Consider the following 13,366-nt stretch of genomic DNA (forward strand, 5'->3'; position numbering starts at 1 on the left):
GCTGTACCAGACTCACCAGAGCAGCCAGCAAGTGGCCGAGGCCAGCGGCAAAATGCTCGCCGACGCGGCCAGGGAACACATGCAGGCCTTGGGCAAAGTGCAGGCCATGCAGGTGCAACGCACCTTCATGCAGACCCACGAATTTGGCCAGGGGTTGTCGCGGTATTTGCTGTATCTGAGGCAACTCCAGCGTCAAGGGACCCTCACCCGCCCACAACTTCGCCAGGCGCTGAACACCCAGCTTCACCAGGCCCTGATCGACAAGCCCGACCTGCTCGGGCTTTACGTCATTTTCGAGCCGGACGCCCTGGACGGTGCCGACGCCGGTTTCGCCAATCAGGCAGAGCTGGGCAGCAACGAAACCGGACGCTTCTCGCTCTACTGGGTGCAAAGCAAACCCGGCGAACTGCAAGCGGTGATCGGCGACGAGGGCCTGCTCGCCAACACCGAGCCAGGCCCCAGCGGCGCACCGTACAACGCCTTCTACACCTGTGCCCGCGACACCCGTCAGGCGTGCGTTCTGGAGCCCTACTTCGACGAAGCCTCCGGCAGCCGCAAACTGGTGACCAGCGTCGCCTTCCCGCTGCTGGAAAACGGCAACGTCATCGCCGTCGTCGGCCTCGACATCAACCTCGCCGCGTTGCAGAAGAACAGTCAAGCCAGTGCGCTGCAATTGTTCGACGGCCACGGCCAGATCAGCATCGTCAGCCCTCGCGGCGTGATCTCCGCCAACAGCCAAGACGTCAGTCGCCTGGGTCAACCGATGGACAATGCCGAGGTCATGGACGCGTTGCGCCAGGGCCAGCCGAAGGTGTTTGTCGACACGCAGCAGATCAAGGTCCTGGAGCCGCTGTCACCGATTGCCAGTGCTGCGCCGTGGGGGGTGCTGGTGGGTGTGCCGCAGGAGGTGTTACTGGCGCCGGTGACAGCCCTGCAACAGCAACTCGATGCCCAGGGCGTAAAAAGTACCGCACTGGAACTGCTGCTGGGCGGCGGCTCGGCCCTGCTCGGCCTGCTGTTGATCGGGTACACCGCGCAACGCATCACCCGCCCCCTGCAAATGTTGACGCGGGTCATGGAGGACATCTCCCTCGGCGAAGGCGACCTGACCCGTCGCCTGGCCGTGCAATCCCGGGATGAGATCGGCCAGTTGGCCACCGCGTTCAATCGCTTTGTCGAACGCATTCATCACTCGATTCGCGAGGTGTCGTCGGCGGCCCTGGGGGTCAACGAGGGGGCGCGACGGGTGCTGGACGCGTCCAATTCGTCGCTGAGCAATTTCGACGATCAGTCCACCCGCACCAACAGCGTGGCCGCCGCGATCAATCAGCTAGGCGCCGCCGCCCAGGAAATCGCCCATAACGCCTCCGATGCCTCGCAACAGGCTTCCGCCGCGCGGCAACAGGCCGAGGACGGTCGCCAGGTGGTGGAGCGCACCATTGAAGTGATGAACGAACTGTCCGGCAAGATCAGTGCCTCGTGCGCCAACATTGAGGTGCTCAACGACAAGACGGTGAACATCGGGCAGATCCTGGAAGTGATCAAGGGCATCTCGCAGCAGACCAATCTGTTGGCGCTCAACGCGGCGATCGAAGCGGCGCGAGCCGGTGAAGCGGGCCGTGGATTCGCGGTGGTCGCCGACGAAGTGCGCAGCCTGGCCGGACGCACCCAGGCCTCGGCGCTGGAGATCCAGCAGATGATCGAAGAGCTGCAAGTAGGCGCACGGGACTCGGTGATCACCATGACCGAAAGCCAGCAGCACAGCGAAGAAAGCGTCAACATCGCCAACCTCGCCGGCACACGCCTGGGCAGCGTCACACTACGCATCGGCGAGATCGACAACGTCAACCAATCCGTCGCCGCCGCTACCGAGGAACAGACCGCCGTGGTCGAAGCCTTGAACGTCGACATCACGCAGATCAACACCCTGAACCAGCAAGGGGTGGAGAATCTTCAGTCGACATTGCGGGCCTGCACCGAGCTTGAACAACAGGCTGCGCGGCTGAATCAGTTGGTGGGCAGCTTCCGCATTTGACATCGGTGGTGCCTGACAGACCGTCATCGTCGGAACGCCGCCTGTTGCCGGCTCGCTCCCACAGGGTTCACGGGTGAACACAGAATCTGTGTCACGCCAAAATTCAGGGGGGGAGCGAGCTTGCTTACGCGCGATGATCAGCAATGCGCCCCGGCATGCTCCACGCGATGAAACAGGCGGTTGAAATACACCAGGCTGTCCCGTGGTTCGCGCACGCCCACCTTCGTCAGCTCGACGAACATCACCGAGTGCGAGCCCACTTCCTTGCACTCGCTGATTCGCCCTTCCAGCTGCACCAGGGCATCGCGCAGCACCGGCACATCGGCGGCGCCGTCGTCCCACAGGTCCCAGGCGAAACGCTCGGCCATCGGCACTTTGGTCATGCCGGCGAAGTGGCGGGCCAGCTCTTCCTGTTCACCGCACAGCACGTTGATGCACAAGTGGCCGTTGGCGCGGAACACATCGTGGGTGGCGCTGTTGCGGTTGACGCACACCAGCACGGTGGGCGGCGAATCCGTCACCGAGCACACGGCGCTGGCGGTGATACCGCAGCGGCCGCCAGGACCGTTGGTGGTGATGATGTTCACCGCCGCAGGCAGCTGCGCCATGGCGTTGCGAAAGTCGATTTGCTGCTGGCTCAGGTCGGCCATGTCGATGCCCCTCCTCTCGGGAGGACCGCCATCCGGCGGCCCGTAGGTGATGGAACAAGACTAAGGCCCGGCACACGGCACAACCATTCTGACGATCCCCATGCCGAGGTGGGCTTTCCGCTAGTCGACTAGGTGGTTTCTTTATCGTCATGACCGGTGACAGTGGGTATTCTGCGTATTGGCTCTGACTCGATGAGCCAAAAAGCGCCGCGCGTGCTCGCGTGCGAAAACAATAATTAGAAACTCTCGTGGCAGCCCCTGATGGAAACCCGCAAACCGATTGTTTACATCGTTGACGACGACAAAGACCTGCGCACGTCGCTGGCCTGGTTGCTGGAGTCGGTCTGCGTGAAGGCGCAGTGCTTTGCCGGCGCCGAAGAATTCCTCAACCAATACGACCCCAAGCAACCGGCCTGCCTGGTGCTGGACGTGCGCATGCCGGAAACCAGCGGTTTTCAGCTACAGGAAATCCTCAACCAGCGCGGCAGCACCTTGCCGACCATCTTCGTTTCGGCCCATGGCGACATTCCGATGTCAGTCAATGCCATGAAGAATGGCGCGCTGGACTTCGTCGAGAAGCCCTACAACCCGCAGCAGATGATCGACCGTATCCAGGCAGCGCTGAAGACCGCCGTGCACGCCCAGGCCGATCAGGAGCAGCGCCGCAACCTGCAAGGCAAGCTTTCGCTGCTGACCAGCCGCGAACGTGAAGTGTTGATGCTGGTGATCGACGGCAAGGCCAGCAAGGTGATCGCCCGGGAGCTGAACATCAGCGTGAAAACCGTCGATGTGCACCGCACCAAGATCAAGGAAAAGATGGGCGTGACCAGCATCGCCATGCTGGTTCGCGAGGTGCTGCATTTGCCGGTGGATGAGCCGGTGCGGCATTGAGGGATGGCGGCGGTCATGAGGCCGCCATCGCTAGCAGGCTAGCTCCCACATTGGGTCTGCAGTGAACACCGGATTTGTGCGCACCGCAGAACCCCTGTGGGAGCTAGCCTGCTAGCGATGAACGATAACGCCGAGTCAGTTCTGGCTATAGCGCTTGCGATAAGCACCCGGCGACACGCCGAAGCGCGATTTGAAGGCTGACGAGAAGTAGCTCGAATCCGAGAAACCCCAGGCGTAACACAGTGCCGACAGCTTTTGCTCGACATCACTGCGCCGCAGGTTTTGCGCACAGAAATCCAGGCGCCGGTGCTTGATGTACTGCGCCACCACCAGGCCGCGCTTGGAGAACATGCGGTACAGGCCGCGCACCGACACGCCCACCTCGCGGGCAATCAGTTCCGGGCAGAGTTCTTCGTCGCTGATGTGCTGGTCGATAAAGGCGATGATCTTGCGAAACTGCCGTTCATGGGCGTCGCTACCGCCGTCGTGAGCGCTGATGCCCGGCAACAGCAGGCTGGCCAGAGCGTCGAGCACGGCTTCGCTTTGCTGCATGTCCAGCCCTTCCTGCTGGCGAGTTTCCAGTACCAGTTTGTTGGCCATTGCGGCCAGGGGACTGTTGGCGGCGATGCGTGTAGCGCAATTGACCGCCGTGAAATGCGAGCCGCGCTCAACCACCTGGCGCGGCAGGATCAGCGACAGCTGTCGGGAGTCCTCGTGGTAGGTCATGTCGCTCGGGCGGCAGGCGTCGATCAGGGCGATGTCGCCACAGCCCAGTTGCGCGCGGTTGTCGCCCTGCTCCAGCTGCGAGTTGCCGCGCATCTGGAACACTGCGTAGTAATGCCCGTCGCTGCTGACACTCACATCCTTGCTGGTGCGATACAGGTGCACGTGCGCCATATCGACAACGCTGAGCTTGATCGCACCGCTGTGAAACTCCGCCAGCTCGCCATAAAAACCGGTGTCCAGCGCGCGGGCATCGAAGCGCCCACAGGCCTGGTTCACCTGGCTCAACCAACTTTCGAACGCCTCATTGCGCACCGCCGATGCTGTAATCATGTCCGCAAAGCCTCACTATTTTGTTGTTATTTCCGGCCGCTTCGTCGAGCGGCTCGGTAAACGTGTTTCGTCTTCCTGCCATCGCCTCCCTCAATGGTAGCCAGGCGCCATTCAACCGGCTCCGGTGTCAGCTTTCCAGTGAAGAAAGCGTTTAGATGTCCAATACCAGACGAGCGGAAAGTGCCCGGGAAACGCAGGCACAGATCTGTTTGTTCGAAGCCTTTTCCTTGTTCGACAGGCAGTGGTCACGGTGCTCCGGCACGCCGTCGAGCACGTCGACGATGCAGGTGCCACAGATGCCTTCACGGCACTCGGTGTCGATGTCGCAACCATGGGCCTGCAATACGTCGACCAGGCTGGAGTTGGCTGGTACTTGCAGTACTACGCCGGAGCTGGCCAGTTCGACTTCGAAGCTGCCGGCCGGGGCGCTGTTGGCTGCCGGGTCCGCCGCGAAGTGCTCCAGGTGTATGGCGTCGTCCGAACGGCTGCGCGCCGCCACTTCCACCACTTTACTCATAAACGGTGCCGGGCCACAGGTGTAGACGTGGGCGGCATTGCCGGCGCGGTCCAGGCACTCGCTCAATGCGCCGTCCAGATCCCCCGGCTCGACGCCATAGTGGAATTCCACGTGGTCGGCAAAATTCGTCGCCAGCAGTTCGGTAAACGCGGCGTACCGGGCCGAGCGGGCGAAGTAATGCAGTCGGTATGGCTGGCCGCTTTCCGCCAATCGATAGGCCATGCTCAGCAGCGGCGTCACGCCGATACCGGCGGCGAACAGCACGTGTTCGGTGGCGTTCGGGTCGAGACGGAACAGGTTGCGCGGCGCCCCCATTTCCAGCTCCATGCCCTCTTCCACCTGCTCGTGCAGCGCCAGCGAACCCCCGCGCGATTGCGGCTCTTTCTTCACCGCTACCAGGTAGGCACGGCAGTCCTGCGGCGGACTGCACAGGGAATACTGGCGGGTTACCCCGGTCGGCCCGGTCAGGTCGACGTGGGCACCCGGCTCATAGGTGTCGAGCGGCTGGCCGTCACTGCGCACGAGGCGAAAGGAACGGATATCCAGCGCTTCGTCGACGATCCTTTCGATCTTCACCTTCATCATTGGGTCACCTGAATATTTAATTTCTTGTTAAACACAGCCCCCGGCAGGAGCTGGCTTGCCAGCGATGGCGGCCTTGAGTCATGCATCGCCCGTCAGGGCGTCTTCGCTGGCAAGCCAGCGCCTACAGGGTCATTGGCACCATGAGATCAGCGCATGAACAAGCCACCGTTGATGTCCCAGCACGCGCCGGTTACGGACGTTGCGTGGTCGGCGATCAATAGCAGCACGCTGTCGGCGATGTACGCAGGGTCGCCGAGGGTGCCGGCCGGGATCATTTTCAGGATCTGTTCCAGGCGCTCCGGGGCCACGGTTTCGCGCACCACCGGCAGGTCCAGGGGACCGGGCGAAATGCTGTTGACCGTCACGCCTTGTGGCGCCAGTTCGCGGGCAAAGACCTTGGTCAACGTCGCCACGCCACCCTTGGCCGCCGCATAGTGCGCGCCGGTGGCGGTTCCGCCGTTTTGCCCGGCCAGACTGGCGATGTTGACGATGCGGCCAAAGCCGCGCTCGGCGAAATGCGCGCCGAACACCTGGCAGGCCACAAAAGTGCCCCGCAGGTTGATCGCCATCGACTCGTCGAATTCATCCGGGGTGATGTCCATCAGCGCCGCGACTTTCGATACGCCAGCGTTGTTCACCAGAATATCGGTGCCGCCCCAACGCTCGGCGAGCAGGTCACGGGCCCGCTGAAAATCCGCCTTGCTGCGCACGTCCAGTTCGATGGCCACGGCCGTGGCGCCGCTGCCGTCCAGTTCGGCGGCCAGTTGCTGCACGCCGTCGAGGCGTACATCGGCCAGCGCAACGCGATACCCCGCCCCATGCAGGCGGCGGGCGATGCACTCGCCCAGTCCGCGCGAGGCACCTGTGACAAGGGCTACTCGACTCATGCTGTTGCCCTCACAAAAGGAAGCCGAGCGCGCTCAGGCTGTCGGTTGAGTTGATCAGCCGCACCACTTTGCGCTCCAGGGTCGGCACGCCATCGGTGAAACGGATACGGTGGTTCAGGTCGGCCACGAACGGTGTGTGCACACCGCGCTTGTAGGCGTACAGCACCTGCGCCGAGTTGACTTCGACGAGGTCGCCGGCCGCTTCCACCAGACGGAAACGCGAGACCGTGCGGATGGTTTTGGCCGCGTCCACCGCCGACGGCGAGTAGCCGGCGGTCAGGCGTTCGATGCGCAAGTCACGCATGCGCGCGTCGTCGTAGGCATAGTTGAGGGTCGCTTCGAAGTCCTCGGTGTCCGGGTCGATCGGCACGATGTACTGGCCGCTGTCGCTCCACAAGGTCGCCCACTCGGCGTAGTGCTTGTGGTCGAGCAGTTCGGCCTCGCGCCAGATGAATTCGATGGCCTGGGCCAGCGGGCCGGAAAAACCATTCAGGGTGTCGTGATTGCTCATTGGCTCATCATCCTTTTCCACATGTCGTAGGCACCGCGCATCCCGCCTTCGTCGGTGGCGTGGCTGACCTTGTCGCCGTTTTCAGCGGTGATTTCGCGATTGAGGCCGCGGTTGACCAGGATCGGCGCGTCGACGCCGGCATACGAGCCGCGCTGCACGCGGTCCCAGGCCTCGGCATCGTCGGGGCTGCCAAAACCGAACGGGCCCTGGAAGTGTTCGTGGATACGCATGCGTTCACGGTTGGCGATTTCCGGGCCGCCGTCCATGCCCAGGGCCACGTGGCGGATTTCGGTTTCCGTCACCGTCACCGGGCGCAGCACGCGGAAAAACGACATCGACATCGCCACGTTGGGGAACAGGTTCAGGTTGAACCCGGCGCCATGCAGCGAACGCACGATGCGGCGAACCTGCTCGGGCGGCAGGGTCTTGGACAGCTCTTCGGTGACGTGGGCGAAGCGTTCTTGCAGTTGTTCGGTGCCGTCGTCGTGATCGAGGTCGACGTGCTCAGGCACCATCACCATCACACTGTGACCGTTGCCCAGGGCGTGAGTGACAGCTTGCTCGTCGGTCATGAACGAGAGCATTTCCGAGGTTTCTTCATCCACCGAGGACATAAACGACTTGTGCACGATCGGGAAGTGATAGCCGTCGGTGGTGTTTTCCAGCTGAATCTTCCAGTTGCCCTTGAAGCTGAACTTGTGTTCGCCCTGGGTCTTGATCGGGTAACCGGCGCCCTGCTTCATGAACAGGTCCATCCAGTGTTTGGCGCCGCCGAGGAAGTCTTCCAGCGGTTCGATCTGCTCGTTGTAGCTGGCGAAGATCATGCCGGCATAGCTTTCGACGCGCAGGCTGGTGAGCGGCAGATCGGATTTCTCCAGGACGCCTTCGTAACCATCCGGATACGGCAGCGCACGCAGCTTGCCGTCCAGACCGTAGGACCAGCTGTGGTACGGGCAGGTGAAACCGGTGGCGTTGCCCTTGTGCTTTTCGCACACGGTAGCGCCACGGTGCCGGCAACGGTTTTCCAGCACGTTGATGGTGTTTTTCTTGTCGCGCACGACAATCACCGGGCGACGGCCGATGGTGGCGGTCTTGAAGTCACCGGCGTTGCGCACTTCGCTTTCGTGGGCGACCCACACCCAGGTGCGGTAGAAAATCATTTCCAGTTCGGCTTCGAACAGCGCCGGGTCGTTGTACAGCGAGACATCGACGCGGTCGTGCCGGACCAGATCTTCGGGGCTTTTCGTCGATGCGATCAGCCGGTATTCATGAGTGCTCATGCGGTTCTCCTCATGGCTTCTTTTTATGATTGATTTGTTGAGGCTTGCAGTTGCGCACCAAAGGCGCAGACCAGCTCGTCCTGACCTTTGCGGCCAACGATTTGCAGGCCGACTTTCAGCCCGCCGCCATCGAGTTCCACGGGCACCGTCAGCGCCGGGTGGCCGCTGAGGTTGAAAGGCCGAACCAGCGGGGTCATGCCGGCCACGGCCTTGCTGCCGGCGCGGGCTTCGCTGAGGGTCGGCGGCAAGGTCGGCAGCGTCGGCAACAACAGCACTGCAAAGTCTTCCAGCGCCGCATCCACCTGCCGGGTAAACCGGCTGCGCACCGCTTCGGCCCGGGCCAGTTCTTCGCCAGTGGTGCGGCTGGCGGCCAGCAAACGGCTTTCCACATCCGCGCCGATCAGGCCCTTGCCGGTGAGATGACCGAACGCGGCCCAGTTTTCAAAATTGATCACGGTCAGGCCGGCCGTGAACGCTGCTTCGAATTCGCTCAATTGCAGGTGGCTGCGACGCCAGCCGGCGCGGTCGGCGGCGGCACCGAGGCTGGCTTGAAGATGGGCGTCGCAAGCCACGTCGAGGAAGCCGACTTTAATGCCGTCACCGGGCAAGCCTTGTACGTTGAAGCCTGGGCAGATCACCTGCATCGCCGCGATCAGGTCGTCCATGCTTCTGGCAAACGGACCGACACAATCGAGACTGGATTCCAGTGGATGCGCTCCGATGCGGCTGACACGCCCATAAGTCGGCTTGAGTCCGGCCACCCCGCAGCACGCCGCCGGCACCCGCACCGACCCACCGGTGTCGGTGCCAATGGCGATGTCCGCCAGGCCCGCCGCGACCGCCGAAGCCGAGCCGCTGGAGGAACCGCCCGGCACCCGGTCAGGGGCTTGCGGGTTGATCGGCGTGCCGGTCCAGTCGTTGATACCGGTGACGCCAAAGGCCAGTTCGTGCAGGTTGGTTTTGCCGACAATCTGCCAGCCCGCGTCGATGATCGCGTCCACTACCTCGGCGTTTTTGGTTGCGGCGGGTGCGTCGGCAAAGGCACGGCTGCCCGAGCGGGTCGGGTGGCCGGCAATGTCGATGGAGTCCTTGATGGCCACGCGTTTGCCGCTGCCGCCGAGGAGGAATTCGCTGATGAACGTACTCATGCACTCAGCTCCTTGTTAAACAGCCGTTGCGTACGGAAATGCGCGATCAGCCAACAACCGTCAACGCAGCGGAAATCGATGTTCAGCCGCGTGCCGAACAACTCGCAGCGGCCATCGGCGTAGGTGGAGATCTGCTGCATGATCCACTGCCCGTGCGCCGTGATGCCGTCGACCACGATCGACTCGCTGGTGAGGTAATGCAGGTTGAGCCGGAAGTGCTCCGACGGTGGCAGGTAACCGCCGACAAACGCGGCCACGGCTTCACGACCCTGGTGCTGGCCAAAGGTCTGTGCGGTGACACTGCCAACCCCTTCCCAGATCGCATCGACCGTAAACAACCGGGCCAGCTCGCTGACCTCAGTCACCGCCCTCGGCACATCGCACAGGTCCATGTAGCACGCCATCAAGCGACGCACCGCGCTTTCCCCTTCGAGCGTCGCCAGACGTTGCAGCAAGGCCTCGTCCATGGCTTACACCCTGGCCGCGTCGGGAATGGTCAGCGGACGACCAATGCGCGCTTCGACCCTGGCGTAACGCCACAGGCTGTACTCGCCGACCGGTGTGGTGCGGAACAGGTTGCAGGCGTCGATCACCGACTGGTGGCAGTCGACATCGGCCATGATGTACACGGTCCAGGGCGAGGTGGTGGACGGGCCGACCATCAAGCGATCGTCATCCATGGCGCCGAGCACGGTGATGCCGGGCATGGCGCCGAGGGAGCCCATCATCTGGCTGAAGCCTTTCCACACGCTCAGGCCTTCGCCGGTGGGCAGGTCGAAAAAGTTTTGGGTGATGCCGATGCAGAAGACGACGCGCAAGGGTTCTTGAGTGGTCTGGGTCATGGGTTTTGATCCTTGAAATGGAGGCTCTGAAAAAAGGGTCAGATGTAGCCCGGGAACGGCGGCACGCCGAGGAAAACCGAACCGGCGCCGTCATACAGCCCTTCGCTGAGGAAGGCGTGCTGGGTCACCACCATCGAGTCGCGCAGGTAGCGTTGCAGCGGATGGCGCAGGTAGATGGCGGTGGTGCCGGCCAGGCTGTAGGCGCTTTGCACCACGTCGGCCCCGGCCTGGGAAACATGGATCGCCGACAGGCGCAGCAGGCTGGTCTGCTCGGGCGTGACCGGGTTGCCGCCCAGGATCGAGTGCCAAACCTGTTCGGTGGCACCGTAGAAGAAACCACGCGCGGCGCTGAGTTTGGCTTCGGCCTTGGCGATCTCGATGCGTACATAAGCGCGGTCGGCCAGTTTTGGCGCGCCGGTGATGCCACCGCCACCGGCCATGCGGCTGACTTCGTCGAGGGCGGCACGGGCCAGGCCCAGGTTGACCACCGCCAACACTTGCGCGGCATAGGCAATCGATGGGTAGCGGAACAGCGGTTCGTCGATGGTTGCGGCGCCGCCACGGATGAAGGTCCAGCGCTCATCAATGCGCTTGTCGGCCACCCGCAGGTCATGGCTGCCGGTGCCTTTGAGGCCGACCACGTCCCAGTTCTCGACGATTTCGACCTGATCCGGACGGAATACGGCGGTGCGCGGCTTGCCGCCTGCGGCGCCGATACCCACACCGAGCAAGTCGGCGCCCTTGCAGCCGCTGGCGAATTTCCAGGTGCCGTTGACCTGCCAACCGCCCTCTACCGCCTCGGCGGGCTGCAGCGGGAACAGGCCGCCGGCGAACACCAGGTCCGGGCTATCGGCATAGATTTCAGCCAGGGTTTCTGGTGGTAATGCAGCCAGATAGACCCCGGCGCTGCCGAAGCTGGCGACCCAGCCGGCGGAGCCGTCGGCTTCGGAGATACGTTCGATCATTTGCAGAAACTTTGCCGGCGCCAGGGCGTCGCCGCCGTAGCATTTCGGCGTGGCGGCGCGGTAGATGCCCACCTGCTTGAAGCGTTCGATCATGTCCCGTGGCACGTGGGAGAGGCTGTCGAACTCGTTGCGGCGTTGGCGTACTTCTTCCAGCACCTGCGCAAAGGCAGGGCTCTCGACGACATTCTGGTCAACGCCTGGCAGAGCGTCTTGTTGCGCGACCGCTGAACGCAGCATGGGCTTTCTCCGTTTGTGCTTATTGTTGGCAGGGCGGCAGTTTCTCGCTCCTACAGGGATTGGCGTGCTCACCCTTGCATTGCGGTCCAGTGTAAAAACCCCACCCCGGCGCAACTATTGGTGCGTGCAGCCCACCGACTAAAGAAAACCCCTAGGCCGACACCGGTTACCTCTGAGCGCATCGATGGGCGCGAGCCGGTATAAAAAGCCATACTTCTGACTTCGCCGATCAGAACCCTCTGCCGCCAAGGGCTGTGTGATGTATTTGCCAAAACCGAACGACTTTTATGCGCTGATCGAAGCCATGCCGCTGTGCATCATTCTTCACGATGCGCACACCAAGGAGATTCTCTGGGCCAATGCCGCCGCCCTGGCGGCGCTGGGTTTTACCCTGGAGGAACTGACCCCGCTGAAGGCGCCGGACATGACCCGCGATGCACCGAAGTACCGGCGCTCGGTGGGTTTGCGCTGGCTCGAAGGCGCCGCGCGCACCGGGCAGCGCGCCATCGAGTGGTGCTATCGCTCCAAGCAAGGGCTGGAAATTCTGTCCGAGGCGGTGGCGACCCTGGTGCACCTTGAAGATCGCGATGTGCTGATGGTGCAGTTCCGCGACATCTCCAGGGAGGACAAGGTCAAGCGCGATCTCAAGCGCTTCGAAAGCCGACTCAAGGCCTTCATGCAAGACCTGGCCGAAGGCGTGGCGGTGCTCGGGCCCGAGGGGGACATCCGCTTTCTCAGCGACTCCGCCGCACACTTGCTCAACAGCGACGTGCACCGCCTGCTCGGCGAGAATTTCCTGGCCTGGTGCGACGAACCTTCGCGTCAGCGACTGCTGCAACAACTGGCCAACGTCACGCCGGACCACGCGCCCTTCAGCGTGCACTACCAAGTGCAACGGCGTGACGGCGAATGGCGCTGGCACGATGCGACCTGCCGTTTTATCGAAATCGAAGACGATCTGGTCGGCCACCTGCTGCTGTTCCGCGATGTCACCGAACAGGTGCAGGCCGAAGAAGCACGGCGGGTCAGCGAGCAAAAACTCGAGTACCTGGCGCGCTACAACGCCATGGGTGAAATGGCCGTGGCCATCGCCCATGAGCTGAGCCAACCCCTGGCCGCCACCCGTAACTTCATCGAAGGCGCGGTGATTCGCCTGGGCAAAGACGCCGACGCCGATGAAGGCGTCGCCTGGGGCTTGCACAATGCAGTGCGGCAAATCGAGCACGCGTCGGTGATCATCAAGAGCGTGCGCGATTACGTGGTCAAGCTGGAGCAGAGCGAAGAGCTGATCGACCTCAACGAACTGCTGCGCGAAACCCATTACTTCATCAGCCTGCGCGCCGACCCGAGCCTGGTACGCGTGGAAGTCGTGACCTCGCCCGAGCCGCTGCAGGTGAGTTGCGAGAAGGTGCTGATCGGCCAGGTGATCCTCAACCTGGCTTTCAATGCGATTGAAGAGATGGCCGATCTGCCGGTAGAGCGGCGTTTGCTGCGCATCCATGCCAGCGCCAAGAAGGGCGTAGCGCGGGTGCGTATCGAAGACTGCGGACGCGGTATCCAGGCCCAGGCGCAGGAGAAGCTGTTCGACGGTTTCTTCTCGTCCAAGGTCAGCGGCAACGGCATCGGCCTGGCGCTGTGCAAGAACATCATCGGCCGGCATCGGGGCGATATCTGGGCGCAGAACCAGGCGCCTTGTGGCGCGGTGTTTACCTTCTCCCTTCCCCTCGCCTGACGCACAAACCTTTCGCCACAGGGGATCGCA

12 protein-coding genes and 2 pseudogenes are annotated in these 13,366 nt (G+C 62.8%); 4 read left to right on the top strand and 10 right to left on the bottom strand.

Translation table 11 applies throughout. From position 1 onward, the window contains the following. Positions 1-127: 127 nt before the first annotated feature. Both AC1Q6D_RS04575 and AC1Q6D_RS04580 read left to right on the top strand, forming a co-directional pair. Positions 128-1,177: pseudogene (locus AC1Q6D_RS04575) on the top strand (methyl-accepting chemotaxis protein); the annotation flags it as partial. A 261-nt stretch (positions 1,178-1,438) separates the two neighbouring features. Further along, a pseudogene (locus tag AC1Q6D_RS04580) lies at positions 1,439-2,035 on the top strand (methyl-accepting chemotaxis protein); the annotation flags it as partial. Positions 2,036-2,172: 137 nt separating this feature from the next. Here AC1Q6D_RS04580 and hpaC read toward each other — a convergent pair. Beyond that, positions 2,173-2,685: a 4-hydroxyphenylacetate 3-monooxygenase, reductase component gene (gene hpaC, locus AC1Q6D_RS04585; RefSeq protein ID WP_103404998.1), complete on the bottom strand. Its 513-nt coding sequence runs from the start codon at positions 2,683-2,685 to the stop codon at positions 2,173-2,175. Positions 2,686-2,946: 261 nt separating this feature from the next. Between hpaC and AC1Q6D_RS04590 the strand changes: the two genes are divergently transcribed. Next, on the top strand, positions 2,947-3,576 hold the full coding sequence (locus tag AC1Q6D_RS04590) for a response regulator transcription factor (protein ID WP_103404999.1): 630 nt from the start codon (positions 2,947-2,949) through the stop codon (positions 3,574-3,576). A 135-nt stretch (positions 3,577-3,711) separates the two neighbouring features. On the opposite strand, the gene feaR is transcribed toward AC1Q6D_RS04590, so the two are convergent. The 9 genes from feaR to AC1Q6D_RS04635 form a co-directional block, all read right to left on the bottom strand. After that, the gene (gene feaR, locus AC1Q6D_RS04595) at positions 3,712-4,632 is read right to left on the bottom strand and encodes a transcriptional regulator FeaR (RefSeq protein WP_103405000.1); all 921 of its coding nucleotides are present in this window, start codon (positions 4,630-4,632) and stop codon (positions 3,712-3,714) included. Between the two features lie 151 nt (positions 4,633-4,783). Continuing rightward, entirely contained in the window at positions 4,784-5,734 is a 951-nt protein-coding gene (locus AC1Q6D_RS04600) for a PDR/VanB family oxidoreductase (protein ID WP_103405001.1), read from the bottom strand. A gap of 146 nt (positions 5,735-5,880) precedes the next feature. Next, the gene (locus AC1Q6D_RS04605; RefSeq protein ID WP_090319876.1) at positions 5,881-6,621 is read right to left on the bottom strand and encodes an SDR family NAD(P)-dependent oxidoreductase; all 741 of its coding nucleotides are present in this window, start codon (positions 6,619-6,621) and stop codon (positions 5,881-5,883) included. A 10-nt stretch (positions 6,622-6,631) separates the two neighbouring features. Continuing rightward, positions 6,632-7,132 (bottom strand): aromatic-ring-hydroxylating dioxygenase subunit beta, encoded by a 501-nt coding sequence (locus tag AC1Q6D_RS04610; RefSeq protein WP_103405002.1) that lies wholly within the window; start codon positions 7,130-7,132, stop codon positions 6,632-6,634. Next, positions 7,129-8,412 carry an aromatic ring-hydroxylating oxygenase subunit alpha gene (locus AC1Q6D_RS04615; protein ID WP_103405003.1) on the bottom strand — a complete coding sequence of 428 codons (1,284 nt, stop codon included), beginning with the start codon at positions 8,410-8,412 and terminating at the stop codon, positions 7,129-7,131. Before AC1Q6D_RS04615 ends, AC1Q6D_RS04610 begins: the two co-directional genes overlap by 4 nt. 23 nt (positions 8,413-8,435) lie before the next feature. Then, the gene (locus tag AC1Q6D_RS04620) at positions 8,436-9,560 is read right to left on the bottom strand and encodes an amidase (RefSeq protein ID WP_103405004.1); all 1,125 of its coding nucleotides are present in this window, start codon (positions 9,558-9,560) and stop codon (positions 8,436-8,438) included. Beyond that, positions 9,557-10,027, bottom strand: coding sequence for a nuclear transport factor 2 family protein (locus AC1Q6D_RS04625; RefSeq protein ID WP_103405005.1), 471 nt, complete (start codon positions 10,025-10,027; stop codon positions 9,557-9,559). Before AC1Q6D_RS04625 ends, AC1Q6D_RS04620 begins: the two co-directional genes overlap by 4 nt. Positions 10,028-10,030: 3 nt before the next feature. Next, positions 10,031-10,402 carry a hypothetical protein gene (locus AC1Q6D_RS04630; RefSeq protein ID WP_103405006.1) on the bottom strand — a complete coding sequence of 124 codons (372 nt, stop codon included), beginning with the start codon at positions 10,400-10,402 and terminating at the stop codon, positions 10,031-10,033. Between the two features lie 38 nt (positions 10,403-10,440). Next, complete coding sequence (locus AC1Q6D_RS04635; RefSeq protein WP_103405007.1) at positions 10,441-11,604, bottom strand: acyl-CoA dehydrogenase family protein; 1,164 nt, start codon at positions 11,602-11,604, stop codon at positions 10,441-10,443. A 259-nt stretch (positions 11,605-11,863) separates the two neighbouring features. Here AC1Q6D_RS04635 and AC1Q6D_RS04640 point away from each other — a divergent pair, with 259 nt between their 5' ends. Next, positions 11,864-13,336: a sensor histidine kinase gene (locus AC1Q6D_RS04640; RefSeq protein WP_103405008.1), complete on the top strand. Its 1,473-nt coding sequence runs from the start codon at positions 11,864-11,866 to the stop codon at positions 13,334-13,336. Positions 13,337-13,366: the final 30 nt, after the last annotated feature.

This window comes from Pseudomonas sp. MT92, assembly GCF_058792515.1.

Excerpts from the sequence above, each read along its gene's own strand:
- AC1Q6D_RS04600 (WP_103405001.1), bottom strand. The coding sequence starts at position 5,734 with ATGATGAAGGTGAAGATCGAAAGGATCGTCGACGAAGCGCTGGATATC.
- AC1Q6D_RS04610 (WP_103405002.1), bottom strand. The coding sequence starts at position 7,132 with ATGAGCAATCACGACACCCTGAATGGTTTTTCCGGCCCGCTGGCCCAG.
- AC1Q6D_RS04640 (WP_103405008.1), top strand. The coding sequence starts at position 11,864 with ATGTATTTGCCAAAACCGAACGACTTTTATGCGCTGATCGAAGCCATG.
- AC1Q6D_RS04620 (WP_103405004.1), bottom strand. The coding sequence starts at position 9,560 with ATGAGTACGTTCATCAGCGAATTCCTCCTCGGCGGCAGCGGCAAACGC.
- AC1Q6D_RS04625 (WP_103405005.1), bottom strand. The coding sequence starts at position 10,027 with ATGGACGAGGCCTTGCTGCAACGTCTGGCGACGCTCGAAGGGGAAAGC.
- AC1Q6D_RS04590 (WP_103404999.1), top strand. The coding sequence starts at position 2,947 with ATGGAAACCCGCAAACCGATTGTTTACATCGTTGACGACGACAAAGAC.
- AC1Q6D_RS04635 (WP_103405007.1), bottom strand. The coding sequence starts at position 11,604 with ATGCTGCGTTCAGCGGTCGCGCAACAAGACGCTCTGCCAGGCGTTGAC.
- AC1Q6D_RS04605 (WP_090319876.1), bottom strand. The coding sequence starts at position 6,621 with ATGAGTCGAGTAGCCCTTGTCACAGGTGCCTCGCGCGGACTGGGCGAG.
- hpaC (WP_103404998.1), bottom strand. The coding sequence starts at position 2,685 with ATGGCCGACCTGAGCCAGCAGCAAATCGACTTTCGCAACGCCATGGCG.
- feaR (WP_103405000.1), bottom strand. The coding sequence starts at position 4,632 with ATGATTACAGCATCGGCGGTGCGCAATGAGGCGTTCGAAAGTTGGTTG.
- AC1Q6D_RS04630 (WP_103405006.1), bottom strand. The coding sequence starts at position 10,402 with ATGACCCAGACCACTCAAGAACCCTTGCGCGTCGTCTTCTGCATCGGC.
- AC1Q6D_RS04615 (WP_103405003.1), bottom strand. The coding sequence starts at position 8,412 with ATGAGCACTCATGAATACCGGCTGATCGCATCGACGAAAAGCCCCGAA.